Below are 26,294 nucleotides of genomic sequence, written 5' to 3' on the forward strand. Positions count from 1 at the left end.
CGCAAGTCGCCCGATCGGATCAGTGGATCGTCATACCGGTACGAGAGCTCGTCCCGGCCCGGCGTCTCAGGCCTCGAAGGGCCGGGCGGGCCAGGGGGCCTCGGCCGGGCGGAGCGCGTCGACGCCGTCGCCGTTCAGGGCCGCGAAGAGCGAGAGGACGCCGACGACGAGGCAGTTGTTGTGCAGCTCCCCGGCGAGCACGCCGCGTACGAGTTCTTCCAGCGGGAGGCGGGCGAGCTCCATGTCGGCCTCCTCCTCCTCGACCTCGAAGCGCTCGCCCTCGGCCTCGGCGAGGTCACGGGCGAGGAAGATCCGCACGGCCTCGTCGCAGCCGCCGGGGGTGGTGTAGACGTCGGTGAGGACACGCCAGTCCTCGGCCTTGACGTGCGCCTCTTCGTAGAGCTCGCGCTGCGCGGCGTGCAGGGGGTTCTCACCGGGGACGTCGAGCAGGCCCGCGGGGATCTCCCAGAGCTTGTGGCGGACCGGGTGGCGGTACTGGCGCAGGACCAGGACGCGGCCCTCGCCGTCGAGCGCGAGGACGGCGACGGAGCCGGGGTGGACCTGGTAGTCACGCCGGACGACGCTCCCGTCGGGCATCACGACGTCGTCGGTGCGCACGGAGGTCTTGTTCCCGACGAACGGCGTCGCGCTCGCCGTGACCTGCCACTCCTCGGCGGTGTCCTTGATCGTCATGTCGACCTGTCCTCCCACACGTGCAAACAGAAACCGGGGTAGGCGCCCCGAGAGGCACGTACCCCGGCAACCGTATCGCCTGAGGTCACTTGGCGGACTTGGCGCCCGTCTTGCGCTCGACGGCGGCCTTCACGAGCCCGGCGAAGAGCGGGTGCGGACGCGTCGGACGCGAGCGCAGCTCCGGGTGGGCCTGCGTGGCGACCAGGTAGGGGTGGACCTCGCGGGGGTACTCGACGTACTCGACGAGCTTGCCGTCCGGGGAGGTGCCGGAGAACAGGATGCCCGCCTTCTTCTCCAGGTCGGCGCGGTAGGAGTTGTTCACCTCGTAGCGGTGACGGTGGCGCTCCTCGACGTACTCCTTGCCCTCGTACACCTCGCGCACGATGGAGCCCTCGGCGAGCTTGGCCGGGTACATGCCCAGGCGCATCGTGCCGCCCATGTCGCCCTCGCCCGCGACGATGTCGAGCTGCTCGGCCATGGTGGAGATCACCGGGTGGGCGGTGGCCGCGTCGAACTCCGTGGAGTTGGCGTCCGGGATGTCGGCGAGGTTGCGGGCGGCCTCGACGACGATGCACTGGAGGCCGAGGCAGATGCCGAGCAGCGGCACCTTGTTCTCGCGGGCGTACTGGATGGCGCTGACCTTGCCGTTGACGCCGCGCTCGCCGAAGCCGCCGGGGATCAGGATGGCGTCGACGTCACCGAGCTGCTTGGCGGCGCCCGCCGGGGTCTTGCAGTCGTCGGAGGTGACCCACTTGACCTTGACGCGGGCGCGGTTGGCGAAGCCGCCCGCGCGCATGGCCTCGGTCACCGAGAGGTAGGCGTCGGGCAGGTCGATGTACTTGCCGACCAGCGCGACCGTGACCTCGTGCCGCGGGCTGTGGACGCGGTCCAGGAGGTCGTCCCACTGGGTCCAGTCCACGTCGCGGAAGGGCAGGTCGAGCTTGCGCACCACGTAGGCGTCCAGGCCCTCGGTGTGCAGCACCTTCGGGATGTCGTAGATCGACGGGGCGTCGATGGCGGCGACCACGGCGGCCTCGTCGACGTCGCACATCAGCGAGATCTTGCGCTTGATGGCGGTCGGCACCTCGCGGTCGGCGCGCAGGACGATGGCGTCCGGCTGGATGCCGATGTTGCGCAGGGCGGCGACGGAGTGCTGGGTCGGCTTGGTCTTCAGCTCGCCGGAGGGGCCGATGTAGGGCAGCAGCGAGATGTGCACGACGAAGACGTTGTCGCGGCCGACCTCGTGGCGGACCTGGCGGACGGTCTCCAGGAACGGCAGCGACTCGATGTCGCCGACCGTGCCGCCGACCTCCGTGATCACGACGTCCACGTCGTCCGTCGCCATGCGGCGGATGCGGTGCTTGATCTCGTTGGTGATGTGCGGGATGACCTGGACGGTGTCGCCGAGGTACTCGCCGCGCCGCTCCTTGGCGATCACCTGGGAGTAGATCTGGCCGGTGGTCACGTTCGCCGAGCCGTCGAGGTCGACGTCGAGGAAGCGCTCGTAGTGGCCGATGTCCAGGTCCGTCTCGGCGCCGTCGTTGGTGACGAACACCTCACCGTGCTGGAAGGGGTTCATCGTGCCGGGGTCGACGTTCAGGTACGGGTCGAGCTTCTGCATCGTGACGCGCAGGCCGCGCGCCTTCAGGAGCGCACCCAGGCTGGAGGCAGTCAGACCCTTGCCGAGGGACGAGGCGACACCCCCGGTGACGAAGATGTGCTTGGTCGTCTTGGATTTGGGCTGCATGGCCAAGAGGGGGCTCCCGTGTCGCGGTCTGAAGGATGCGTTCCGGCACGCTCACCCGGGGATCCTGGGGAGGTGTCGTCGCTGCGGTTCGGGGGTTCTAATGACCACCGGCTCACGGGCTACCAGGGTATCAGCGACCTGAGGGGGACGCTTCCGGCCACGCTCCGCCATTGGGTGGGCACCACACCGTCACAGACACGCCCGCGCCATAAACGCGCAGGTACACCGCCTCTCACCTGCCGCTCACCCGTTCGGCCGCACCTCGTTGCCGGGAGGGGCGCGCAGATCACCAAAGCGCGTCGTATCCTGCTCGGACGCTCGCTGCCGAGCCCCATCCGGCACACGGCACCACCCGCCTTGCACCCGGAACAAGCGCTCGTCAACGATCACTTGACCGCTGACCAGTAAGTAAGCGCCCCGCGGGGCGAACGTGGCCGTTCGACTGGAGATGCACGTGGCCGGGCGCATCGAGGACTACGCACTCATCGGAGACATGCAGACCGCAGCCCTGGTCTGCCGGGACGGGACAGTCGACTGGCTGTGCCTGCCCCGCTTCGACTCTCATGCCATTTTCGCCGGCCTGTTGGGCACCGAGGAGCACGGCTTCTGGCGCCTCGGGCCGGCCCACGACCCGGAAGCGCAGCCGCCCACGGCCGCGCGCCGCACCTATCGCGGCGATTCCCTGGTCCTTCAATCCGAGTGGGACACACCGCGCGGCACGGTCCGCGTGATCGATTTCATGCCGCCCCGCGACACCGACGCCCCGCAGCTCGTGCGGATCGTCGAGGGGGTCAGCGGCCGGGTGCCGATGCGCTCCGCGCTGCGGATGCGGTTCAGCTACGGCCGTGTGGTGCCCTGGGTGCACAAGGTCGACCACCGCACGGTGGCCGTCGCGGGCCCCGACTCCGTCTGGCTCGACACCGAGGCCGAGACCTTCGGCAAGGACCTGACCACGTACTCGGACTTCACGGTCTCGCCCGGTGAGCGCATCGCGTTCACCATCTCGTGGCAGCCCTCGCACAAGGACCAGCCCGCGCTGCCGGAGCCCGAGAACGCCCTGGAGGCCACGGAGGACTTCTGGCGGGAGTGGGTCGAGCACTGTACGTACCACGGGCCCTACCGGGAGGCCGTGATCCGCTCGCTGATCACGCTGAAGGCGCTCACCTACGCGCCGACCGGCGGCATCGTCGCCGCGCCCACCACCTCGCTGCCCGAGGACATCGGCGGCTCCCGCAACTGGGACTACCGCTTCACGTGGCTGCGTGACGCCGCGATCACGCTGTCGTCGCTGCTGCGCACGGGCTACCGCGACGAGGCCCGCGCCTGGCGCGAGTGGCTCCTTCGCGCGGTGGCCGGCGACCCGGAGAACCTCCAGATCATGTACGGCATCGCGGGCGAGCGCGAGCTCGGCGAGACCGAGCTGGACTGGCTGCCGGGCTACGAGGGCTCCACACCGGTCCGGGCGGGCAACGGCGCGGCCAACCAGCTCCAGCTCGACGTCTACGGCGAGGTCACCGAGGCCCTCCACCTGGCCCACATGACCGGCCTGGCCCGCAACGACTACGCCTCGATGCTCCAGCTCAAGCTGATCCGCTACCTGGAGGACCACTGGGACGAGCCGGACGAGGGCATCTGGGAGGTGCGCGGCCCGCGCCGCCACTTCGTGCACTCCAAGGTGATGGTCTGGGTCGCCATCGACCGCACCATCAAGCTCCTGGAGTCCGGGGACGTGGACGGCCCCCTGGAGAAGTGGCGCGAGCTGCGCGACGACGTCCACCGGGACGTGTGCGAGAAGGGGTACGACGCGGAGCGGAACACCTTCACGCAGTCGTACGGCTCGAAGGAGCTGGACGCCTCGCTGCTCCTGATCCCGCAGATGGGCTTCCTGCCGCCCGACGACAAGCGCGTCATCGGCACCATCGAGGCGATCCAGCGGGAGCTGTCCACCCCGGACGGCTTCATCCTGCGCTACCCCACGGCGGACGACGAGGAGAACCTGGACGGCCTGGAGGGCGACGAGGGCGCGTTCCTCGCCTGCTCGTTCTGGATGGCCGACGACCTCGCGATGATCGGCCGGGTCGACGAGGCCCGCAAGCTCTTCGAGAAGCTCCTCGCGCTCCGCAACGACCTGGGGCTCCTCGCCGAGGAGTGGGACTCCGTCAACCAGCGGCAGGTCGGCAACTTCCCGCAGGCGTTCAGCCACGTCCCGCTGATCGACACGGCCCTCAGGCTGACGGCCTCGGGGGCGTACGGCGGCTGAGGCCGTACGGGGCGCGGGGGGACGGGGATGCCGTCTCCCCCCGCGCCCCGGTAGCGTCCGCGCCATGGACAGTCAGGGCCCCCGGGGCGGCATCACCGTGCAGCGCGCGCTGGAACTTCCGGGATTGCGCGGCGGGCTCCCCGAGGTCGTCGCGGGCGCCGAGCGGCTTCAGCGGACGGTGCGCTGGGTGCACGCGGGCGAGGTGCCCAACATGGCCTCGCTGCTCAAGGGCGGCGAGCTGCTGCTCACCACGGGGCTCGGGCTCGGCACCCGCCCGGCCGACCAGCGGGCCTTCGTGCGCAAGCTGGCCGAGCGCGGCATCGCCGCCCTGGTCGTCGAGCTGGGGCCGCGCTTCGACCGGCTCCCGGCGGCGATCGTGGAGACGGCACGGTCGGCCGGGCTCCCGCTGGTGCAGCTCCACCGCGAGGTGCCGTTCGTGACGGTCACCGAAGAGGTGCACACCGAGATCGTCAACGGCCACTACGCGCTGCTCCAGCGGGCCGAGGAGGTGCACGGGCGGTGCACGCAGGCGCTGCTCGGCGGGGGCGGTGTGCCGCAGGTCCTCGGCATCCTCGCCGAGTTCAGCGGCAACCCGGTGTTCCTGGAGACCGCGGACGGGCAGCTCCTGTACGCCGCGGGGGCGGGCACCGAGTGCGCCGACCCGCTCCAGGTCTGGGAGGGGCTGCGGGGCCGTGCCGTGGACCGGGAGGGCCCTCCGGCCGCCGCGGTGATCGTGGACGTGCCGGGCGGCGGGCCCGGCGCCGGTTCCGTACGGGCCAGGCTCGTGCTGCTCGCCGTGGAGTCCGCGCCGCTGCCGGTGCACCGCGTCGCGGCGGAGCGGGCGGCGAGCAGCCTGGCGGTGGTGCTCATGCAGGCCCGCCAGGAGGAGGAGCTCGCCGCGCGGGGCCGTGGCGACTTCCTCACCGACCTCGCGGAGGGACGGATCGCCGCCGAGGACGCCCCCGCCCAGGCGCGCGTGCTCGGCTTCAGGCCGGGGCCCACCGGGAGCCCGCTCCTGCCGGTGGTGATGCGGCTCGCCGACGGGCTGCCGACCGGCGGCGGCCTGGCGGTGCTCGCGCGGGCCGTCGCGGAGGAGCTGGCGTCGGTGGGCGTGCCGGTGCTGCTCGGCGTGCGTCCCGTCGAGGGCCGCGTACCGCTGCTCCTCGGGCTGCGCGCGGAGTCCGAGCGGACCTCGGTCGCCGACCGGGTCGCCGCCGCGCTGCGGGCCGGTGTGGAGCGCGCCGGGTTGCAGCGCCCCGGGGCGCAGCCGCCGGTCGTGGTGGTCGGCGTCGCGGGCGGCTGGGCCGCGGCGTCGGCGGGCCTGCGGCACGCGGCGGAGACGGCGACGGCCGCGCAGGGCCTCGGCGACCGCCCCTGGTACGACGCGCGGCGCCTCGACACCGACCTGCTGCTCTGGCGGCTGCGCGACCACCCCGACCTCGCGGCGTTCGTGGACCGCGCGATCGGCCCGCTGCGCGACCACGACCAGCGTTCGAAGCCGCCGCTCCTGCCCACGCTCCAGACGTATCTGGCGCACGCGGGCCGCAAGGCGGAGACCGCGCGGGAGCTGCATCTCAACCGGCAGACGCTCTACAACCGCCTCGCCCGCATCAGCGAGCTCCTCGGCACGGACCTCGACGACCCGCAGACGGTGCTCGCGCTCAGCCTGGCGCTCCGGGCCCGCAGACACGTGGCGTAGCGCCGGGCGGGGCGGACGTCAGCTGTACGGCAGCGGCTGCGTCAACTCGTCGTACACGCTGAGCACTTGTGTGACCGTTTCGTCCTCGGTCGGCCACGTCTCCGCCTGGGCCGCGCCCTTCTCCCGGAGCCGGGCGCGGCGGGCCGGGTCGGCGAGCAGGCGCGCCACGGCGGTGCCGAGCGCCTCCGCGTCGCCCGGGGAGACGAGTTCCGCGGCGTCGCCGACCAGTTCGGCGAGACCGCTCGTCGCCACCGCGACGAGCGGCACGCGGGCGTGCAGCGCTTCCTGGGCGAGTACGGAGCGGGCCTCCCGGCTGTCGGGCAGCACCGCGATGTCGGCCGCCGCGAGGAGGTCGGGGATGTCGTCGCGCCGCCCGATCAGACGGACCGGCAGCCGCTCGGTCTCGATGCGGCGCAGCATGGCCGGGCGTTCGGGCCCCTCCCCCGCCACGACGAGGAGCGGCAGCGGGTCCAGGTGCCGCCACGAGCGCGTGGCGTCCAGGAGGAGCGTGTGGCCCCGGCCCTGTTCGAGGGCGCCGACGGCCATGACCAACGGGCGGTCCACGGCGCCGAGTTCGGCACGGGACTTGTGCAGCAGGCGGTCGGGCTCCTCCGTCACGGGGACGCGGGTGCGGCGCTGTCCGGGCAGCGCGACCGCCGCGAGCCTGGCGTCCCTGGCGCCCCTGCTGCGGGCCCGGTCGACGAGCTCGGACGAGGTGCCGAGCAGCACGGTGGCGGCCCTCGCCACCCGTCGTTCCAGGAGCCGGACCAGCCTCACGCGGGCGCCCTCGGCGTGCGTGTGGTCGTGCCAGGTGACGACGAGCGGGACGCCGCGTCCGGTGAGGGCGAGGGTGGCGCGCAGGGCGGCGCGCAGTCCGTGGGCGTGCACGAGGTCGGCGTCGGCGCAGGCGGTGCGCAGGGCGGCCACGGCGGCGGGGTCGCCGCTGCGGGGCACGTGGATGTGCCGGGCTCCGGCGCCGGCGAAGTCGTAGACGCGGGCGGCCTCTTCAGGGGCGCACACGGTGACCCGTACGCCTCTGGCGGCCAGCCCCGCGGCCAGCGATCTGACGTGCACGCCGCTGCCCGCGCTGCCACCGCCGAGGACTTGCACGGTGTGCAGTGGCGTCAGTCCGTGCGGCGAGTGGCTGCTCACGTGGCTCACGTGGCGAAGGCTCCTGGTCGTGCGTCGGGCAGGGGACGGGGTCGAGCAGATGGTGCGCCAAGGATGCCAGCCCGCACGGACGTTCCGGCACTGCCGAAAGGTCACTTCCGCGTACCGACGGGCAACTCCCGGCCCGGGTTCACCCACACGGGTGACGCCAACGGGGCTCGTACGTTCCCATCACGCCCCGGGGTCACACGTCCCGCCCCGGGCTCACACGTCCCCGCGGGCCGTGGCCAACAGCTCCTCCGCGTGCGCCCGCGCGGTCTCGCTGTCCTCCTGCCCCGCCAGCATCCGCGACAGCTCCCGGACCCGGTCCTCGCCCTCCAGCACCTGCACCCCGGAGCGGGTGACCATGCCGTCGTTGGTCTTCTCGACCAGGAGCTGCCGGTCCGCGAAGGCCGCGACCTGCGGCAGGTGCGTGACGACCACGACCTGCGCCGACTTGGCGAGCCGCGCGAGGCGCCGTCCGATCTCGACGGCGGCCTTGCCGCCGACGCCGGCGTCGACCTCGTCGAAGAGGTAGGTGGGGACGGGGTCGGTCCCGGCGAAGACCACCTCGACGGCGAGCATCACGCGCGAGAGCTCACCGCCGGACGCCCCCTTGGCGATGGGCCGGGGCGGCGCCCCGGGGTGCGGGGCGAGGAGGAGCTCCACCTCGTCGACGCCGGAGGGCCCGTAGGCGACCGTGCGCCCGTCGACCACGACACCGTCCGACCCCTCGGGGACCTCGGTGGCACTGATGGCGATCGACACGCGCGCGTGGGGCATGGCCAGCGAGGCCAGTTCCTCGGTGACGGCCGCCGCGAACCGCGACGCCGCCTCCTGCCGGGCGTCGGTCAGCGCCTGCGCGAGCCCGGCCAGCTCGCCCCGCAGGGCGTCGCGTTCGGCGGTCAGCTCGCCGAGGCGGTCGTCGTCGCCCTCCAGTTCGGCGAGGCGGGCCGACCCCTCCTCGGCCCAGGCGAGGACCGCGTCGATGTCGGCGCCGTACTTCCGGGTGAGCTGGGTCAGCGCGGCCCGCCGCTCCTCGACGGCGGCGAGCCGCAGCGGATCGGCGTCCAGGTCATCGGCGTATCCGGCGAGCTCGCCCGCCACATCGCCCAGGAGGATGCCGATCTCGCCGAGGCGGTCGGCGAGCGCGGACAGGGCGGGGTCGTGCGACCGCACGGCCTCCAGGGCCCGTGAGGCGCCCGCGACCAGCGTCGAGGCGTCGATGACCTCGGGGTCCTCGGGGTTGCCCGCGAGCGCGGCGTGCGCGGACGTGGCGGCGGAGGCGAGCGCCTCGGCGTGCCCGAGCCGCTCGGCCTCGGCCGCGAGCTCGACGTCCTCGCCGGCCCGCGGTTCGACGCCCGCGATCTCGTCGAGGCCGAAGCGCAGCAGGTCCGCCTCCTGGGCGCGTTCCCGCGCGCGCGTGGTGATCTCCTCGACCTCGACGGTGACGGCCCGCAGCCTGCGGTAGGCGGAGGTGTACTTGGCCAGCGGCACGGCGACCGCGTCGCCCGCGTACCGGTCGAGGGCGCCGCGCTGCCTGGCCGGCTTCAGCAGGCCCTGCTGGTCGGTCTGGCCGTGCACGGCGACGAGGTCGTCGGCGAGTTCGGAGAGCAGCCCGACCGGCACCGAGCGCCCGCCGAGGTGCGCTCTGGAGCGCCCCTCCGCCGAGACGGTTCTGCTGATGAGCAACGCCCCGTCGTCCAGTTCGGCCCCGGCCTCCTCCGCGCGCACGGCCGCGGGGGCGTCCGCGGGCACGGCGATGCGCCCTTCGACCACCGCCGACTTCGCGCCGATCCGCACCAGGGCGGCGTCCGCGCGCCCGCCGAGCAGCAGGCCAAGGCTGGTGACCACCATCGTCTTGCCCGCGCCGGTCTCACCCGTCACGGCGGTGAAGCCTGGCGAGAGCTCGACGACAGCGTCGTCGATGACTCCGAGCGACCGTATCCGCATCTCCTCCAACACGGACAAGACCTTACGAGGTCACGGGCCCGGTGTGCGACGGCCCCCGCGCTCCTTCGGCGAAGGCGCAGGTGGCGGCGGGGCCACGCGCCCCGCTGTCACTCGCGGGAGTGGGCGCGCCGCCGCCCCCGCGAAACGGTGCCGGGCGCCGGGGTGGGGTTAACCCCAGCAAGATCCACCTGCCCGCCGCATGGTCCCCGTACCCGCCCCGGCACGACCATGATCGACATGGCGACAGGACTGGCACAGGCGGCGCTGCGCGCACACCGCCCGGCATTCGTGGGCACCGCGGTGGCCGCTCTCTTCGCGGCGACGGTGGTGAGCGCGTCGACGATGATGCTCGGCTCGACGAGCGGCGGGAGCGTCGACGGGCTCTCCCCCGCGGCCCGCCGGCAGATCACGGAGAACGGCGTCGGCGACATGGCCGTCGTCCTTCTGATCGGTTCCATCTACATGTCGATATTCGTGGTCGCGTCGACCATGGGCACCGCCGTCGCCCAGCAGCACCGCGAGATCGCCCTGGTGCGCGCCATCGGCGCGAGACCCCGCCAGGTCCGCCGCGCGGTGGCCGTCCAGGCCCTCGCGGCGTCGGTCCCCGCCGCCCTCGCCGGCTTCGTCCTCGGCGGGCTCGTCGCCCGGTGGTGGCACGCCGGCATGGTCTCCCACGGGCTGCTCCCCGGGGAGGCCACCTTCCGGTTCGGCTGGCTCGCCCTGCCGGTGTGCGTCGGCGTGGCCGTGGTGACGTCGACGCTCGCCGCCCTGCTCGCGGCGGTGCGCTTCTCGCTGCTGCGTCCGGCGCGCGCCCTCGCCGAGGCGGCGACCGGGCGGCGCGGGCTCGGCCTCCTGAGGGCGCCCCTGGGCGTGATCGCGGTCGCGGGGGCGTGCGTCGTCTCCGTGCTCCTGTCGCGGCAGCCCGCCGACGAGGCGGGCCAGGGCGCCTTCCTCGTACTCATCCTCTTCTGCGTCGGCGCCGGGCTCCTCGGCCCGCGTCTCATCGGCCCCGCGGCCGTGCTGGTCTCGGCGGTGGTCGGCCGCTGCGGCCCGAGCGCGCGCCTCGCCATGCGCAACGTCCGCTCCCAGCCACGGCGCTTCTCCGCCGCGGTCGTCCCGCTGATCCTCGTCGTCGGTTTCGGCCTCACCAAGATCGGCATGCGGACGACGGCCCGGCACCACACCGGCTCGGCGGGCGGCGCGGGCGAGGTCTGGCTCGACTACGTCGGCACCGGCCTCTACGCGGGCTTCGCCGCCATCGCCGCGGCGAACACCCTCGCCATGATCTCCTTCGAGCGCCGCCGCGATGTCGCCCTGCTGCGCGTGGTGGGCAGCGGGCGCGGTCAGCTCGGCGCCATGGCCGCCTGGGAGGCCGTGGTCGTGGCGGGTACGGCGCTGCTGCTCGGCGGCGTGATCGCGTTCACCACCCTGGCGCCGATGCTCACGTCGGCGTTCGGCACCGCCGTGCCGTACCTCCCCTGGGCCGTGCCGACGGCCATCGCGGCGGGCACGCTGCTGCTCACCCTGCTCGCCACGGGCCTGCCGGTGCGGGCGGTGCTGCGTCGGCGTGCCATCACCGTCCTCGGCGCGACGTGAGAGCCTGTGTCATGGCCCCGGTCGGGGCGTATGACACAGGCTCTGAGCCCGCCGAGGCCCCGTACCCGTACGCCTACTGCGGCGCCCCGCGCCACCCCTGCACCGGCAGGGCGAACTTGGCGACGAGGCGGTCGGTGAACGAGGCGTGGTGCAGCCGCGCGAGCCGCACCGGCACCGCCCCGCGGCGCACCTCCACGCGCGCCCCCGAGGGCAGCTCCACGGTCCGCCGCCCGTCGCACCAGAGCACGCCGTGCGGAGTGTGCGGCTGGACCTCCACGGCGAGCACCGAGTCCGGCGAGGTCACCAGCGGCTTGGCGAACAGGGCGTGCGCGCTGATCGGCACCATGAGGAGCGCCTCGACCTCCGGCCACACCACGGGCCCGCCCGCCGAGAACGCGTACGCCGTCGATCCCGTCGGCGTGGCGCAGACGATGCCGTCGCAGCCGAATCCGGTGACGGGCCGCCCGTCGATCTCCAGGACCACTTCGAGCATCCGCTCGGGCGACACCTTCTGCACGGCCGCTTCGTTCATCGCCCAGTCGCGGTGCACGACGTCGCCGTTGCTGAGCACGAGGACGTCGATCGTCATGCGCTCCTCGACCTCGTAGTTCTTGCTGACCACCCGGTCGACGACCTTGTCCAGGTCGTCCCGCTCGGCCTCCGCGAGGAAGCCCACGCGCCCGAGGTTGACGCCGAGCATGGGCACCCCGGAGGCGCGCGCGAAGTCCGCGCCCCTCAGCAGTGTGCCGTCGCCGCCGAGGACGACGATCAGCTCGCAGTCGTCTATGCAGTCGGCCGTCGCCTCCTGGACCGACTCGACCTCGGAGGGCAGCGGCAGATCCGCCGCCTCCGCCTTGAGGACCCGTACGCCGATGCCGTGGCTCAGCAGCCCCTGGACGACGCGTTCGGCGCTGCGGATGGCCGCGGGCCGTCCGGTATGGGCGAGCAGGAAAACGGTACGAGCCCGGGTCTGCGTCACTCGGGTCTGGGTCACTCGGGTCTGGGTCAACGGGGCCCCTCCGCCACGGCACGGTCAACATCCGCCGGGTCGAGTTCGTCGGCCCCGGCGCACAGCCACAGAAAGTACTCGACGTTCCCGGAGGGTCCTGGCAACGGGCTCGCGGTCACACCGCGCACCCCGAGCCCGAGCCCCCACGCCTGCCGCGCCACGCCGCGCACGGCCTCGGCCCGCAGCTCCGTGCTGCGCACCACGCCACCGCTGCCCAGCCGCTCCTTGCCGACCTCGAACTGCGGCTTGACCATGAGGACGAGGTCCGCGTCGGGGGCCGCGCACCGCTTGAGGGCGGGCAGCACCAGGCCGAGCGGGATGAAGGAGAGGTCGCCGACGACCAGGTCCACGGGGACGCCGTCGATCGCTTCGAGCGTCAACTCTCGTACGTTCGTACGGTCCTTCACGGTGACCCGGTCGTCGCTCTGCAACGACCACGCGAGCTGGCCGTACCCCACGTCGACGGCGACGACGCGCTCCGCGCCGGCCCGCAGCAGCACGTCCGTGAAGCCGCCGGTGGACGCCCCCGCGTCCAGCGCGCGCCGCCCCTCGACCACCAGGCCCCGCGGCGTGAACGCGGCGAGGGCGCCCGCGAGCTTGTGCCCGCCGCGCGATACGTAGTCCGGGTCGTCGCCGTCCTGCGCGACCACGATCGCGGCGGCCGTCTCGACCTGGGTCGCGGCCTTGGTCGCGACGGACTTGCCGACCGAGACCCGGCCTGCGGCGATCAGCTGGCTCGCGTGCTCGCGCGAGCGCGCCAGCTTCCTGCGGACGAGCTCGGCGTCGAGTCGGCGTCGTGCCACTCCTGCCACGTTCGGTTCAGCTCCTGTCGTACGAGGGGGTGGGCACCCCGGTGGGGGCCGGGAGGCCGGGGCGCGCGTCGAGCGCGGTCAGCGCGGAGCGCAGACCCCGGTGTACATCCTCGTACACCTCGATGTGGCCGTCGGTGGCGAGGTGGTCGGCGTCGCCGAGCCGGGCGAGGTGGGCGTCCACGTCCGCGTCGCCGGTGGGCGCGCGCTCGACGCCGAGGGGGGCGGGTCCCGCCGGGTCGTACGACGGCTCGTCCGGAACCTGTGGCTCCGCAGCCTGCGCCGCAGCCTCCGCCGCCGCGTCCCGGCCCGCGTATGAGTCGCTCATGGCATGACGCTACCGCGAAGCCCTGCGGTACCGTCGATCACGATGGTGACCATGGCGGAGTGCCGTACCGCACTCGACAGGCTCTCGGACGATCTCGCGTCCGCCGACGGCGACGTGCGCAGCGCGGCTGCCCTGAACCGCTCGCTGAGCTGCCACATCACCGACCTCGACGCCACCTTCACCGGGCGCCTGGAAAACGGCCGGATCACGGTGCGCGACAGCCACCCGGGGCCGCCCCGCGAGAAGGCCGAGATCCGCCTGGCGATGACCGGCGACGACCTCGTCGCGATGGTCGACGGCGAGCTGAAGTTCGCGAAGGCGTGGGCCTCGGGCAGGGTCAGACTGGAGGCGGGCTTCCGGGACCTGCTCAAGCTCAGGTCGCTGCTCTAGCGGCGGCCTCGCGCCCCGTGCGGGCGGCCGGGATCACCAGCGGCGTCCCCGTCTCGGGGTCCTCGATGATCCGGCACCGGATGCCGAACGCCTCCTCCACCAGCTCCGCCGTGACGATGTCGGCCGGCGCGCCCTCAGCGATGACCGCGCCGTCGCGCAGGGCGATGAGGTGCGTGGCGTAGCGCGCGGCGTGGTTGAGGTCGTGCAGGACGGCGACGAGGGTACGGCCCTGGTCCTCGTGGAGCCGCGCGCACAGGTCCAGGACGTCGAGCTGGTGCTGGATGTCGAGGAAGGTCGTCGGCTCGTCCAGGAGCAGCAGCGGGGTCTGCTGGGCGAGGGCCATGGCGATCCACACGCGCTGGCGCTGGCCGCCGGAGAGCTCGTCGACATGGCGGTCGGCGAGCCCCCGTACGCCCGTCGCCTCCATCGACTCGTCCACGATCCGCTCGTCGTCCCGCGACCACTGCCGCAGGAGCCCCTGGTGGGGGTAGCGGCCGCGCGCGACGAGGTCGCCGACGGTGATGCCGTCGGGCGCGACGGAGGACTGCGGCAGCAGGCCCAGCGTCTTGGCGACCTTCCTCGCCGGCATCGACTGGATGACGTTCCCGTCGAGCAGGACGCGTCCTGCGGACGGCTTGAGCATCCGCGACAGGGCGCGCAGGAGCGTGGACTTGCCGCAGGCGTTGGGGCCCACGATCACGGTGAAGGAGTTGTCGGGTATCTCGACGGACAGCTTCTCCGCGATGACGCGCTGGTCGTAGCCGAGGGTGACGTCGTCGGCGATGAGCCGGTTCACGGCAGCGAGCTCCTGCTTCTGGGGGTCGTTCCTGGTCATGACGGGCGGCATGGCAACCTCACGCCGGCTCATATGCGGCCCGCCCTGCGCTGGGTGACGAGGAGCCACAGCAGATAGCAGCCGCCGAGTACGCCGGTGACGACGCCGACGGGAAGCCGGTCCGCGCCGAAGGCCCGCTGCGAGGCCCAGTCCGCGACGACCAGGAGGGCGGCGCCCATGAACATCGAGGGCATGAGGTTCGGCCCCGGTGAGCGGGTCAGGCGGCGGGCGAGCTGGGGCGCGGTGAGCGCGACGAAGCTGACGGGGCCCGCGGCGGCGGTGGCCACGGCGGTGAGCAACACGGAGGCGGTCAGCAGGGCGAAGCGGGTGCGCCCGACCGGCACGCCGAGCGAGTGGGCGGCGTCGTCGCCCATCTCCAGCATCCGCAGCGGACGCCCGTGGACGAGGACGACCGGCACCAGGACCGTGACGAGCGCCAGCAGCGGCCACACCTGGTCCCAGTCGCGGCCGTCGAGGGAGCCGGTCATCCAGACCACGGAACGCGCGGCGTCGACGAAGTCCGCCTTGGTGAGCAGGTAACCGTTGACCGCCGTGATGAAGGCGGAGACGCCGATGCCGACGAGGACGAGCCGGTAACCGTGCACGCCGCGCTTCCAGGCCAGCAGGTAGATGGCGAGGCCGGTGAGGAGGCCGCCGACGAGCGCGCCGCCCGCGACCTCGGCCGCGCTGCCCTTGAACAGGACGATCATGGTGAGCGCCCCGGCCGTCGCGCCCTGCCCGAGGCCGAGCACGTCGGGGCTGCCCAGCGGGTTGCGCGCGATGGACTGGAAGAGGGCGCCGCCGAGGCCGAGCGCCGCGCCCACCAGGAGCCCGACGAGTACCCGCGGCAGCCGCAGTTCGTTGATGATGAACTCCTGCCCGGCGTCACCGTCGCCGAGCAGCGTACGGACGACGTCGCCGGCCGGGATCGCGAAGTCGCCGGTGCCGATCAGGACGACGCCGGCGGTGAGCGCGGCCAGCACGAGCAGGGTGACGACCACCGTGGCGCGGACGTCGACCCTGACGGAGAAGCCGCCCTTGGTGCGTAGCGCCCTCACAGTTGGGCCACCTTCCGCCGGCGCACGAGGAAGACGAAGACGGGCGCGCCGATGACCGCCGTCACGATGCCGACCTGGAGCTCCGCGGGGCGCGCCACGACGCGGCCCACGACGTCGGCGCCGAGCAGCAGCACGGGCGAGAGAACAGCCGCGTACGGCAGGATCCAGCGCATGTCGGGCCCGGTGAAGGAGCGCACGACGTGCGGCACCATCAGGCCGACGAACACGATCGGCCCGCAGGCCGCGGTCGCCGCCCCGCACAGCAGGGTGGCCGCCGCCATGGACAGCGCGCGGGTACGGGCGAGGTGGGCGCCGAGCGCGCGGGCGGTGTCGTCGCCCATGCCCATGGCGTTCAGCGGCCGGGCGAGGCCGAGCGCCAGTACCGTGCCGACCGCGAGGAAGGGCAGGACCTGCTGGATGGTGTCCATGCCGGCGGAGGCCAGCGAACCGACCGTCCAGAAGCGCATCTTGTTGAGCGCCGCACCGTCCATGATCATGACGGCCTGGAGATAGCCGTAGAGCGCCGCGCTGATCGCGGTGCCGGCGAGCGCGAGCCGCACCGGGGTCGCGCCGCGCGCTCCGCCCAGGGCGTGGAGCAGGACGCCGACGAGCGCCGCCCCCACGAAGGCGAACCACACATAGCCGCTCAGCGAGGTGACGCCGAAGAAGCTGATCGCGGTGACGACCGCCGCGGACGCGCCCAGGTTGATGCCGAGCAGTCCGGGGTCGGCCAGCGGGTTGCGGGTGAGCGCTTGCAGGACCGCGCCGGAGAGACCGAGCGCGACGCCCGCGAGGAGTCCGAGCACGCTGCGCGAGAGCCGCTCACCGACCACGACGTCGCCGTAGGTTCCGGTGTCGTGGAAAAGACCGTGCCAGACCTGCTCCATGGGCATGGACTTGGCGCCGACCGCGATGCTCACGAGGAAGACGACCACGAGCACGGCCACCGCCACGAGGAGCCCTGCGGTGCGTGTCGCGGTGCGTATCGCGGTGCGTGTCGCGTGGCGTCCGGGGGGTGCGGGGGCGGTCTCCGCGCGGGGCTCCGGGACGCTTTCTCGCGGGCTCTCCGAGGGACTTTCTTGGGGACCTTCTTGGGGACCTTCTTGGGGACTGTCGACCAACACCCGGGTTAGGTTAGCCTACCCTTCCGGCGCCTCTCGACGGGGGAACCCGCCGGGCAGAGCGGGGTGAACCCGAGGGAAGGCGGGGCCGAACTCGCGCCGCAGTCATCGTCGCGTCGGTCATCGTCGCGTCGTCACCGTCGCGCTCACCATCCATGCCGCTGTCCTTGCTCCGCTGTCCTTGCCGCTGTCCTTGCTCCGCTGTCCATGCCGCTGTCCTTGCTCCGCTGTCCATGCCGCTCCCGCCACGTCGAGAAGCCGAACGAGAAGCCGAAGAGGCCAAGCGATGACCGACTCCCCGTACCAGTACTTCGACGTCCGGGTGCTGCGCGCCGAACGGCTCACCCCCGCCATGATCCGCGTGGCCTTCGGCGGCCCCGACCTGCCGCGCATGGCCTCGGGCGGCCGGGACCAGCGCATCAAGATCTTCCTGCCGCACCCGGGCCAGGACGCCCCGGTCATGCCGGACACCGGCACCGGTGACGCCGGCGACTGGTACGCCGCCTGGTGCGCCCTCGACCCTTCGGTACGGGGCATCATGCGTACGTACACGACCCGTGACCTCCGCCGTGACCCGCATGAGCTGATCGTCGACTTCGCCGTCCACGGCCCGGCCCCCTCCCCCATGGACGGCCCCGCCACGAGCTGGGCCCGGACGGCACGGCCCGGCGCCCGCATCGGCGTCCTCGCCCCGGTCGAGGAGGAGAACGCGGCGTACGACTTCCGGCCGCCGGAGGACACCGATTGGCTGCTTCTGGCCGCCGACGAATCGGCGCTCCCGGCCGTCGCGGGCATCCTGGAGACTCTGCCGCCCGGCCTGACGACACGCGTCTGGGTCGAGGTCCACGACCTGGCGGACCGCCAGGCGCTGCCCAGCAGGGCGGACACCGAGATCCACTGGCTCACCAGGGAGGGCGCCACCACGGAGGGGATCCGCGGCGCGGACCTTCCCGAAGGCACGCCCTACGCATGGATCGCGGGCGAGTCCGCGACCGTCAGGGCCGTCCGCCGCCACCTCGTCGGCGACCGCGGCTTCGCCCGTGAACGGGTGTCGTTCTCCGGCTACTGGCGCAGGAACACGACCACCGACGAGCTGATCGACCGAGGCGAAACGGCCTGACCACCGGAAGCGAACCCTCCGGCGAAACCTCACCACAAGCCGCACCCCGTGGCCGGCGGCCGCCCCCGACAGCGGCTCGCAGCCCCGGCCGGACTCGCAGCCCCGGCGGCTCCGCTGTCCCCGCCGGCTCACAGCCTCCGCCGAGCCGCAGCCCTCGCCGGGTCAGTCCCGGCGGCTCACACCCGGCCGGACCCGCAGCCCCGGCGGCTCACAGTCCCCGCCGGGTCGCAATCCCCGCCGGGTCGCAGCCCCGGCGACTCGCAGCCCCCGCCGCGTCACAGCCCCAGCCGACTCACCGCCTTGGCCGTGTCCAGCGTGCAGGGGCCGTTCCCGGCCTCGGTCCAGGCCGCCGCGCACAGGGCGCGCAGCCCGTCCATGGCCTCGCCGGCGCCGTCCAGGGCCAGCTCGCCGTCGCGCACCGACGCCGTCCAGCCGCCGCAGGCGAAGCCGCCCTCGGACCCGGTCACCTCGGGCTGCCCGGTGAGCATGCCGCGCAGGTCCGCGTCCACGTACGTCGGCCGGTGCCGCGGCGGCGCCGCGAGGAGCTGCGCGGCGTCCGTGACGCCGGTCATGACGAGCAGGGAATCCACCTCGCCGTTGAACGCGCCCTCGATGTCCGTGTCCAGGCGGTCGCCCACGACCAGCGGCCGCTCGGCACCCGTCCGCAGGATCGTCTCCCGGTGCATCGGCGGCAGCGGCTTGCCCGCCACCGTCGGCTCGGCGTTCGTCGCGATACGGACGACCTCCACGGCCGCGCCATTGCCCGGCGCGATGCCCCGCGCGCTCGGAATCGTCAGGTCCGTGTTCGACGCGAACCACGGCACCCCGCGCGCGATCGCATAGCAGGCCTCGGCGAAGCGCCCCCACGCCATGTCCGGACCGCCGTACCCCTGCACGACCGCCGCCGGATCCTCGTCGGCCGACTCGACCGGCTCAAGGCCCCGCTCCCGCAGCGCCACCCGCAGCCCCTCACCGCCGATCACGAGCACCCGCGCCCCGACCGGCACCCGCTCACTGACCAGCCGGGCCGCGGCCTGCGCCGAGGTGATGACGTCCGCGGCGGCCGTCTCGATACCCAGCTCCGTCAGATGCTCCGCCACCGCGTCCGGCGTCCGCAGCGCGTTGTTCGTGACGTACGCGAGGTGCATGCCGCCCTTGCGGGCCGTGCCGAGGGACTCGACGGCGTACTTGATGGCGAGCCCGCCCGCGTAGACGACCCCGTCCAGGTCGAGCAGCGCGGTGTCATACGCCTCGCTCAGCGCCTCGCCGCTGCCCGCCGGCCGCGTCCTGACGCCGTCGCCCGCGCCCTTGCCTGCGGTCTGGCTCATTACACATCGCTCCTCGCTCGATACCACTCCCCCGATCATCGCTCATGCCACTGACACACATACGATGCCCCAATGAACACAGCGGGTCACACGGACGCAGCCGGACTCGACCTGATCCCCTTCCGGGGCGTGCGCTACGTCCCCGAACGGGTCGGCAACCTCGCCGCGGTGACCTCACCCCCGTACGACGTGGTGGTCCGCCCCGACGGCCTGCTCCACCTGGAGTCCGCCGACCCGCACAACATCGTCCGGCTGATCCTCCCGCAGGCCACCACCCCCGCCGCGCGCAACCAGCAGGCCGCCGACACCCTGCGCGACTGGCTCGCCGAAGGCATCCTCGCCCCCGACGACGAGCCGAGCCTGTACGTCTACGAACAGCGCGACGGCGACATCCTCCAGCGCGGCATCATCGGCGCGCTCCGCCTCTCCGAGGCCCGGGACGGCATCGTCCTGCCCCACGAGGACGTGATGCCGCACGTCGTCGAGGACCGCGCGGCCCTGATGCGGGCGACCTCCGCCAACCTGGAGCCGCTGCTCCTGACCTACCGCAGCGACGCCGAGGAGCGGGCAGAGGGCGCCATAGCCGTCATCGAACGCGTCGCCCGCCGCGAGCCGCTGCTCGCCACCACCACCGAGGACGGCTTCCACCACCGCCTCTGGTCGGTGACGGACCCCGCGGAGATCACCGAGATCCAGACGAATCTCGCCGCCCACCAGGCGCTCATCGCCGACGGTCACCACCGCTGGGCGACCAACCTGCGCCTGCGTGCCGAGCACCCCACGCCGAGCGCCTGGGACTACGGCCTGGTCCTCTTGGTCGACACCGCGCACTACCCGCTGCGGGTCCGCGCCATCCACCGCTACCTCCACCGCCTGCCGGTCGCCGAGGCCCTCGCGGCCATCGGCGGCTCCTTCCGCGTACGCACGGTGGAGGGCACCCTCGGCCACGCGCTCGACGTCCTCGCCGAGGCCGCCGCCGAGAGCAACGCGTTTCTCCTGGCGGGCGACGGCGCCTTCCATCTCATCGACCGCCCGTCCCCGGACCTCCTCGCCCGTACGATCCCCGACGATCACCCCGAGGCCTGGCGGACCCTGGACGCGACGGTCCTGCACTCGACCCTGCTCGACCATGTCTGGAGCATCCCGGACGCCCCCGAGCACATCGCGTACATCCACGACACCGAGGCGACGGTCGAGAAGGCCGAGCGCGACGGCGGCACGGCCGTCCTGATGCATCCGGTCCGCGAGGAGGTCGTCCGCGACCTGGCCCGCCAGGGCGTGACGATGCCGCGCAAGTCGACCTCCTTCGGCCCGAAGCCGGCGACGGGCCTGGTCCTGCGTGGCCTCGCGTTCTGACGCGGCGGGCGCTTCTTCCCTACCCCGGACATGCCGAACGGGCGGGGCTCCTTGAAGGCAGCCCCGCCCGTTCTCAGTCTCTAGCCACCCAGACGATCAGGCCTGGTCGCCGTCGACCTCTTCGTCAGCCGTGTCGTCGGCCACGGTCTCGCGGCTCTCGGTACGCTCCTCGCCCGGCTCGACCGGCTCGACCGGCTCGACCGGCTCGACGTCGTCGACACTGATGCCGCCCTGCTCGTCCTCGTCGCCCTCAAGGGCGTCGACGAACTCGACACCGTCGAGCTCGGCCAGTCGGTCGGAGGCGTCGGTGCTGCCGTCCTTGTCGGACTCGACGACCTTCGCGAACCACTCCCGGGCCTCGTCCTCACGACCGGCCGCGAGCAGCGCGTCGGCGTAGGCGTACCGCAGCCGCGGGGTCCAGGGCTGTACGGAGTTCGAGGCCAGCTCGGAGCTCTGCAGGGTCACGATGGCGGCATCGATCTGGTCCATGTCGCGACGTGCCCCGGCGGCGACGAGCCGCATCTCGACCTGTCCCGCCTTGTCGAGCTTCTGCACCTCGGGCGCACCGGCCATGTCCAGCGCCTTCTCGGGCCGGCCCATGCCGCGCTCGCAGTCCGCCATGACGGGCCACAGGTCGACACCGCCGGTCATCCGCCGCGCGGCCCGGAACTCGGCGAGCGCCTCGCTGTACTTCTGGTTCGCGTACGCGGCGAAGCCCGCCGCCTCGCGCACCGCCGCGACCCTGGAGGCCAGCCGCAGGGCGATCCGCGAGTACGCGTAGGCCTGCTCGGGGTCCTCGTCGAGGAGGTTGGCGACCATCACCAGGTTCCGTGCGACCTCCTCGGCGAGACCCTTGGGGAGGCTCTGGAGCTCCTGCTGCACGTCCTTGTCGATCTCGCGCCCCGTGACGTCGTCAGGGATCGGCAGCCGCCGGATCGGCTCGCGGTCCCGGTCGCGGTCGTCACGCCCACCGCGGTAGCCCCCGCGGTCGCCGCCGTCACGCCGGTCGTCCCTGCGGTCGTCCCGCCCACGGAACCCGCCGCCACCACGGCTGTCATCACGCCGCGGACCGCGGTCGTCACGTCCACGGTCGTCGCGCCCGCGGTCGTCACGGCCACGGTATCCGCCGCCACGGTTGTCGCCACCGCGATCGTCGCGACGGAAGCCGCCTCGATCGTTGCTGTCCCGTCGGTCATCGCGACGGTCATCGCGCCGGTCGTCCCTGCGGTCGTCGCGGCGGAAGGCCGGCCGGTCACCCTCACGACGGAATCCGCCACGGTCACCGCCAGCGCCACCGCTACCGCCACGGTCATCGCGACGGGGCCCACTGGGCCGGTCGTCACGACGGAACGGCGGACGCCCACCCTCACCACGGTCATCGCGCCGCGGCCCACTGGACCGGTCGTCACGACGGAACGGCGGACGCCCACCCTCACCACGGTCATCACGACGCGGCCCACTGGGCCGATCGTCACGACGGAACGGCGGACGCCCACCCTCACCACGGTCATCACGACGCGGCCCACTGGACCGGTCATCACGACGGAACGGCGGACGCCCACCCTCACCACGGTCATCGCGACGCGGCCCACTGGACCGGTCATCACGACGGAACGGCGGACGCCCACCCTCACGGTCATCACGCCCACGGAAACCACCACCACCGCGGTTATCGCCACCACGGCTGTCCCCACCACGATGGTCATCGCGACGGAACCCACCACGATCACCGCGGTCGTCGCGACGGTCATCGCGACGGTCGTCCCTGCGGTCGTCGCGGCGGAAGGCCGGCCGGTCACCCTCACGACGGAACCCACCACGGTCACCGCCAGAGCCACCGCTACCGCCACGGTCATCGCGACGCGGCCCACTGGGCCGATCGTCACGACGGAACGGCGGACGCCCACCCTCACCACGGTCATCACGACGCGGCCCGCTCGGCCGATCGTCACGACGGAACGGCGGACGCCCACCCTCACGGTCATCACGCCCACGGAAACCACCACCACCGCGGTTGTCCCCACCACGGCTGTCCCCGCCGCGGCGGTCATCGCGACGGAAGGCCGGCCGGTCACCGTCACGGCGGAAACCGCCACGGTCGTTGTCGCGCCTCGGCGCCCCTTGGGAGCCGCCCCGGTCGCCACCTTCCCGGCGGCGCTGGTCGCGCTCCGGTCGCTCGTCGGGAGAGTTGGTGGACATGGGTGACTCCTAGTCTTCGGTACCGCAGTCATTCTCGCGCAGCCGGGGTGACGGCGCGCTTCGACAAAAACAAAAGGACCCCTGGCCCCAGCGTGGACGCTGGGACCAGGGGTCCTCCAAAGATTGTTCGGCGGCGTCCTACTCTCCCACAGGGTCCCCCCTGCAGTACCATCGGCGCTTTGAGGCTTAGCTTCCGGGTTCGAAATGTAACCGGGCGTTTCCCTCACGCTATGACCACCGAAACCCTATGAAATATCTCGCCGATGAAGCGAGATCTCAAACAGGGCAGCGAACAAGCACACTTTTCAATTTAGATAGTGACGCTGTTCAGCCGACACAACTGTTCGTTGTTTCAGAACAACACAGTGGACGCGAGCAACTGAGGACAAGCCCTCGGCCTATTAGTACCAGTCACCTCCACCCGTTACCGGGCTTCCAGATCTGGCCTATCAACCCAGTCGTCTACTGGGAGCCTTAACCCCTCAAAGGGGGTGGGAATACTCATCTCGAAGCAGGCTTCCCGCTTAGATGCTTTCAGCGGTTATCCTTTCCGAACGTAGCCAACCAGCCATGCCCTTGGCAGGACAACTGGCACACCAGAGGTTCGTCCGTCCCGGTCCTCTCGTACTAGGGACAGCCCTTCTCAATATTCCTACGCGCACAGAGGATAGGGACCGAACTGTCTCACGACGTTCTAAACCCAGCTCGCGTACCGCTTTAATGGGCGAACAGCCCAACCCTTGGGACCGACTCCAGCCCCAGGATGCGACGAGCCGACATCGAGGTGCCAAACCATCCCGTCGATATGGACTCTTGGGGAAGATCAGCCTGTTATCCCCGGGGTACCTTTTATCCGTTGAGCGACGGCGCTTCCACAAGCCACCGCCGGATCACTAGTCCCGACTTTCGTCCCTGCTCGACCCGTCGGTCTCACAGTCAAGCTCCCTTGTGCACTTACACTCAACACCTGATTACCAACCAGGCTGAGGGAACCTTTGGGCGCCTCCGTTACTCTTTAGGAGGCAACCGCCCCAGTTAAACTACCCATCAGACACTGTCCCTGATCCGGATCACGGACCGAGGTTAGACATCCAGCACGACCAGAGTGGTATTTCAACGGCGACTCCACGAACACTGGCGTGCCCGCTTCAAAGTCTCCCACCTATCCTACACAAGCCGAACCGAACACCAATATCAAACTATAGTAAAGGTCCCGGGGTCTTTCCGTCCTTCTGCGCGAAACGAGCATCTTTACTCGTAGTGCAATTTCACCGGGCCTATGGTTGAGACAGTCGAGAAGTCGTTACGCCATTCGTGCAGGTCGGAACTTACCCGACAAGGAATTTCGCTACCTTAGGATGGTTATAGTTACCACCGCCGTTTACTGGCGCTTAAGTTCTCAGCTTCGCACGCCCGAAAGCGCACTAACCGGTCCCCTTAACGTTCCAGCACCGGGCAGGCGTCAGTCCGTATACATCGCCTTACGGCTTCGCACGGACCTGTGTTTTTAGTAAACAGTCGCTTCTCGCTGGTCTCTGCGGCCACCCCCAGCTCAGAGTGCAAGACTCATCACCGGTGATGGCCCCCCTTCTCCCGAAGTTACGGGGGCATTTTGCCGAGTTCCTTAACCATAGTTCACCCGAACGCCTCGGTATTCTCTACCTGACCACCTGAGTCGGTTTAGGGTACGGGCCGCCATGAAACTCGCTAGAGGCTTTTCTCGACAGCATAGGATCATCCACTTCACCACAATCGGCTCGGCATCAGGTCTCAGCCTTGATGTGCGACGGATTTACCTATCACACGGCCTACACCCTTACCCCGGGACTACCATCGCCCGGGCTGGACTACCTTCCTGCGTCACCCCATCACTCACCTACTACCACCTTGGGTCGGCGGCTCCACCACTTCCCTTTGCCCGAAGGCTCCAGGACGGCTTCACGGCCTTAGCATTAATGGGCTCGATGTTTGACGCTTCACAGCGGGTACCGGAATATCAACCGGTTATCCATCGACTACGCCTGTCGGCCTCGCCTTAGGTCCCGACTTACCCTGGGCAGATCAGCTTGACCCAGGAACCCTTAGTCAATCGGCGCACACGTTTCTCACGTATGTATCGCTACTCATGCCTGCATTCTCACTCGTGAACCGTCCACCACTAGCTTCCGCTGCAGCTTCACCCGGCACACGACGCTCCCCTACCCATCACAGCGGGCGTTGGCCCTATTGCTGCAATGACACGACTTCGGCGGTACGCTTGAGCCCCGCTACATTGTCGGCGCGGAATCACTAGACCAGTGAGCTATTACGCACTCTTTCAAGGGTGGCTGCTTCTAAGCCAACCTCCTGGTTGTCTGTGCGACTCCACATCCTTTCCCACTTAGCGTACGCTTAGGGGCCTTAGTCGATGCTCTGGGCTGTTTCCCTCTCGACCATGGAGCTTATCCCCCACAGTCTCACTGCCGTGCTCTCACTTACCGGCATTCGGAGTTTGGCTAAGGTCAGTAACCCGGTAGGGCCCATCGCCTATCCAGTGCTCTACCTCCGGCAAGAAACACACGACGCTGCACCTAAATGCATTTCGGGGAGAACCAGCTATCACGGAGTTTGATTGGCCTTTCACCCCTAACCACAGGTCATCCCCCAGGTTTTCAACCCTGGTGGGTTCGGTCCTCCACGACCTCTTACAGCCGCTTCAACCTGCCCATGGCTAGATCACTCCGCTTCGGGTCTTGAGCGCGCTACTAAATCGCCCTATTCGGACTCGCTTTCGCTACGGCTTCCCCACACGGGTTAACCTCGCAACACACCGCAAACTCGCAGGCTCATTCTTCAAAAGGCACGCAGTCACGACGCACCAAGCAAGCTTGATGCGCGACGCTCCCACGGCTTGTAGGCACACGGTTTCAGGTACTATTTCACTCCGCTCCCGCGGTACTTTTCACCATTCCCTCACGGTACTATCCGCTATCGGTCACCAGGGAATATTTAGGCTTAACGGGTGGTCCCGCCAGATTCACACGGGATTTCTCGGGCCCCGTGCTACTTGGGTGTCTCTCAAACGAGCCGTTGATGTTTCGACTACGGGGGTCTTACCCTCTACGCCGGACCTTTCGCATGTCCTTCGTCTACACCAACGGTTTCTGACTCGCCTCACAGCCGGCAGACTGTGAAAGAGAGATCCCACAACCCCGCACACGCAACCCCTGCCGGGTATCACACGTATACGGTTTGGCCTCATCCGGTTTCGCTCGCCACTACTCCCGGAATCACGGTTGTTTTCTCTTCCTGCGGGTACTGAGATGTTTCACTTCCCCGCGTTCCCTCCACACTGCCTATGTGTTCAGCAGTGGGTGACAGCCCATGACGACTGCCGGGTTTCCCCATTCGGAAACCCCCGGATCAAAGCCTGGTTGACGACTCCCCGGGGACTATCGTGGCCTCCCACGTCCTTCATCGGTTCCTGGTGCCAAGGCATCCACCGTGCGCCCTTAAAAACTTGGCCACAGATGCTCGCGTCCACTGTGCAGTTCTCAAACAACGACCAACCACCCATCACAGCCCGCCAAAGCAGACTTTCACTGGGGTCGGCATCCCGAAGGACAGGCTCAAACAAGCCCGTACCCTCAGATACCCAACAGCGT

At 70.8% G+C, this 26,294-nt stretch carries 19 protein-coding genes and 2 rRNA genes; 6 read left to right on the plus strand and 15 right to left on the minus strand.

Annotated features, from left to right (window positions below):
- Positions 1 to 66 precede the first annotated feature (66 nt).
- Positions 67 to 693: an NUDIX domain-containing protein gene (locus tag ACRAKF_RS09775; RefSeq protein WP_447036547.1), complete on the minus strand. Its 627-nt coding sequence runs from the start codon at positions 691 to 693 to the stop codon at positions 67 to 69.
- A gap of 85 nt (positions 694 to 778) precedes the next feature.
- Positions 779 to 2,440 (minus strand): CTP synthase, encoded by a 1,662-nt coding sequence (locus ACRAKF_RS09780; RefSeq protein ID WP_447036548.1) that lies wholly within the window; start codon positions 2,438 to 2,440, stop codon positions 779 to 781.
- A gap of 430 nt (positions 2,441 to 2,870) precedes the next feature.
- On the opposite strand from ACRAKF_RS09780, the gene ACRAKF_RS09785 reads away from it, so the two are divergent.
- Positions 2,871 to 4,700: a glycoside hydrolase family 15 protein gene (locus ACRAKF_RS09785; RefSeq protein WP_447036549.1), complete on the plus strand. Its 1,830-nt coding sequence runs from the start codon at positions 2,871 to 2,873 to the stop codon at positions 4,698 to 4,700.
- A 64-nt stretch (positions 4,701 to 4,764) separates the two neighbouring features.
- Positions 4,765 to 6,399, plus strand: coding sequence for a PucR family transcriptional regulator (locus ACRAKF_RS09790; protein WP_447036550.1), 1,635 nt, complete (start codon positions 4,765 to 4,767; stop codon positions 6,397 to 6,399).
- An 18-nt stretch (positions 6,400 to 6,417) separates the two neighbouring features.
- Here the strand turns inward: ACRAKF_RS09790 and ACRAKF_RS09795 are convergent, their stop codons facing one another.
- Together ACRAKF_RS09795 and recN are read right to left on the minus strand one after the other, a co-directional pair.
- Positions 6,418 to 7,560 carry a glycosyltransferase family 4 protein gene (locus ACRAKF_RS09795; protein ID WP_447036551.1) on the minus strand — a complete coding sequence of 381 codons (1,143 nt, stop codon included), beginning with the start codon at positions 7,558 to 7,560 and terminating at the stop codon, positions 6,418 to 6,420.
- A 213-nt stretch (positions 7,561 to 7,773) separates the two neighbouring features.
- Positions 7,774 to 9,501 carry a DNA repair protein RecN gene (gene recN / locus ACRAKF_RS09800; protein WP_447041901.1) on the minus strand — a complete coding sequence of 576 codons (1,728 nt, stop codon included), beginning with the start codon at positions 9,499 to 9,501 and terminating at the stop codon, positions 7,774 to 7,776.
- 237 nt (positions 9,502 to 9,738) lie between these two features.
- Between recN and ACRAKF_RS09805 the strand changes: the two genes are divergently transcribed.
- Positions 9,739 to 11,097: an FtsX-like permease family protein gene (locus ACRAKF_RS09805; RefSeq protein ID WP_447036552.1), complete on the plus strand. Its 1,359-nt coding sequence runs from the start codon at positions 9,739 to 9,741 to the stop codon at positions 11,095 to 11,097.
- A gap of 73 nt (positions 11,098 to 11,170) precedes the next feature.
- Here the strand turns inward: ACRAKF_RS09805 and ACRAKF_RS09810 are convergent, their stop codons facing one another.
- The 3 genes from ACRAKF_RS09810 to ACRAKF_RS09820 are packed head-to-tail and all read right to left on the minus strand — an operon-like array spanning position 11,171 to position 13,243.
- Positions 11,171 to 12,076: an NAD kinase gene (locus tag ACRAKF_RS09810; protein ID WP_447041903.1), complete on the minus strand. Its 906-nt coding sequence runs from the start codon at positions 12,074 to 12,076 to the stop codon at positions 11,171 to 11,173.
- A 26-nt stretch (positions 12,077 to 12,102) separates the two neighbouring features.
- Entirely contained in the window at positions 12,103 to 12,918 is an 816-nt protein-coding gene (locus tag ACRAKF_RS09815; RefSeq protein WP_447036553.1) for a TlyA family RNA methyltransferase, read from the minus strand.
- Between the two features lie 7 nt (positions 12,919 to 12,925).
- The gene (locus tag ACRAKF_RS09820) at positions 12,926 to 13,243 is read right to left on the minus strand and encodes a hypothetical protein (protein ID WP_447036554.1); all 318 of its coding nucleotides are present in this window, start codon (positions 13,241 to 13,243) and stop codon (positions 12,926 to 12,928) included.
- A gap of 42 nt (positions 13,244 to 13,285) precedes the next feature.
- Between ACRAKF_RS09820 and ACRAKF_RS09825 the strand changes: the two genes are divergently transcribed.
- Positions 13,286 to 13,633, plus strand: a complete 348-nt coding sequence (locus ACRAKF_RS09825) for an alkyl sulfatase C-terminal domain-containing protein (protein ID WP_447036555.1) — start codon at positions 13,286 to 13,288, stop codon at positions 13,631 to 13,633.
- Here ACRAKF_RS09825 and ACRAKF_RS09830 read toward each other — a convergent pair.
- From ACRAKF_RS09830 to ACRAKF_RS09840, 3 genes are read right to left on the minus strand one after another with little or no spacing between them, the layout of a single operon-like run.
- Entirely contained in the window at positions 13,617 to 14,468 is an 852-nt protein-coding gene (locus ACRAKF_RS09830; RefSeq protein WP_447036556.1) for an ABC transporter ATP-binding protein, read from the minus strand. The genes ACRAKF_RS09825 and ACRAKF_RS09830 overlap by 17 nt on opposite strands.
- Positions 14,469 to 14,497: 29 nt before the next feature.
- Positions 14,498 to 15,526: a FecCD family ABC transporter permease gene (locus tag ACRAKF_RS09835; protein ID WP_447036557.1), complete on the minus strand. Its 1,029-nt coding sequence runs from the start codon at positions 15,524 to 15,526 to the stop codon at positions 14,498 to 14,500.
- Entirely contained in the window at positions 15,523 to 16,650 is a 1,128-nt protein-coding gene (locus ACRAKF_RS09840) for a FecCD family ABC transporter permease (RefSeq protein ID WP_447036558.1), read from the minus strand. Before ACRAKF_RS09840 ends, ACRAKF_RS09835 begins: the two co-directional genes overlap by 4 nt.
- A 283-nt stretch (positions 16,651 to 16,933) precedes the next feature.
- On the opposite strand from ACRAKF_RS09840, the gene ACRAKF_RS09845 reads away from it, so the two are divergent.
- Entirely contained in the window at positions 16,934 to 17,767 is an 834-nt protein-coding gene (locus ACRAKF_RS09845; protein WP_447036559.1) for a siderophore-interacting protein, read from the plus strand.
- Positions 17,768 to 18,042: 275 nt separating this feature from the next.
- Here the strand turns inward: ACRAKF_RS09845 and ACRAKF_RS09850 are convergent, their stop codons facing one another.
- Positions 18,043 to 19,095, minus strand: coding sequence for an HAD hydrolase-like protein (locus ACRAKF_RS09850; protein ID WP_447036560.1), 1,053 nt, complete (start codon positions 19,093 to 19,095; stop codon positions 18,043 to 18,045).
- 72 nt (positions 19,096 to 19,167) lie between these two features.
- Between ACRAKF_RS09850 and ACRAKF_RS09855 the strand changes: the two genes are divergently transcribed.
- Positions 19,168 to 20,451 (plus strand): DUF1015 domain-containing protein, encoded by a 1,284-nt coding sequence (locus tag ACRAKF_RS09855; protein ID WP_447036561.1) that lies wholly within the window; start codon positions 19,168 to 19,170, stop codon positions 20,449 to 20,451.
- A gap of 96 nt (positions 20,452 to 20,547) precedes the next feature.
- Here ACRAKF_RS09855 and ACRAKF_RS09860 read toward each other — a convergent pair whose 3' ends face one another.
- From ACRAKF_RS09860 to ACRAKF_RS09875, 4 genes are all read right to left on the minus strand, one after another.
- A complete protein-coding gene (locus ACRAKF_RS09860) occupies positions 20,548 to 21,333 on the minus strand; it encodes a tetratricopeptide repeat protein (protein WP_447036562.1) in 786 nt (261 codons plus the stop codon).
- Positions 21,270 to 22,547 (minus strand): hypothetical protein, encoded by a 1,278-nt coding sequence (locus ACRAKF_RS09865; RefSeq protein WP_447036563.1) that lies wholly within the window; start codon positions 22,545 to 22,547, stop codon positions 21,270 to 21,272. The genes ACRAKF_RS09860 and ACRAKF_RS09865 overlap by 64 nt, the downstream gene beginning before the upstream one ends.
- Before the next feature lie 228 nt (positions 22,548 to 22,775).
- Positions 22,776 to 22,892, minus strand: a 5S ribosomal RNA gene (gene rrf, locus ACRAKF_RS09870).
- A gap of 139 nt (positions 22,893 to 23,031) precedes the next feature.
- Positions 23,032 to 26,155, minus strand: a 23S ribosomal RNA gene (locus ACRAKF_RS09875).
- Between the last annotated feature and the right edge of the window lie 139 nt (positions 26,156 to 26,294).

The sequence above is a fragment of the Streptomyces sp. DSM 118878 genome (genome assembly GCF_052936595.1).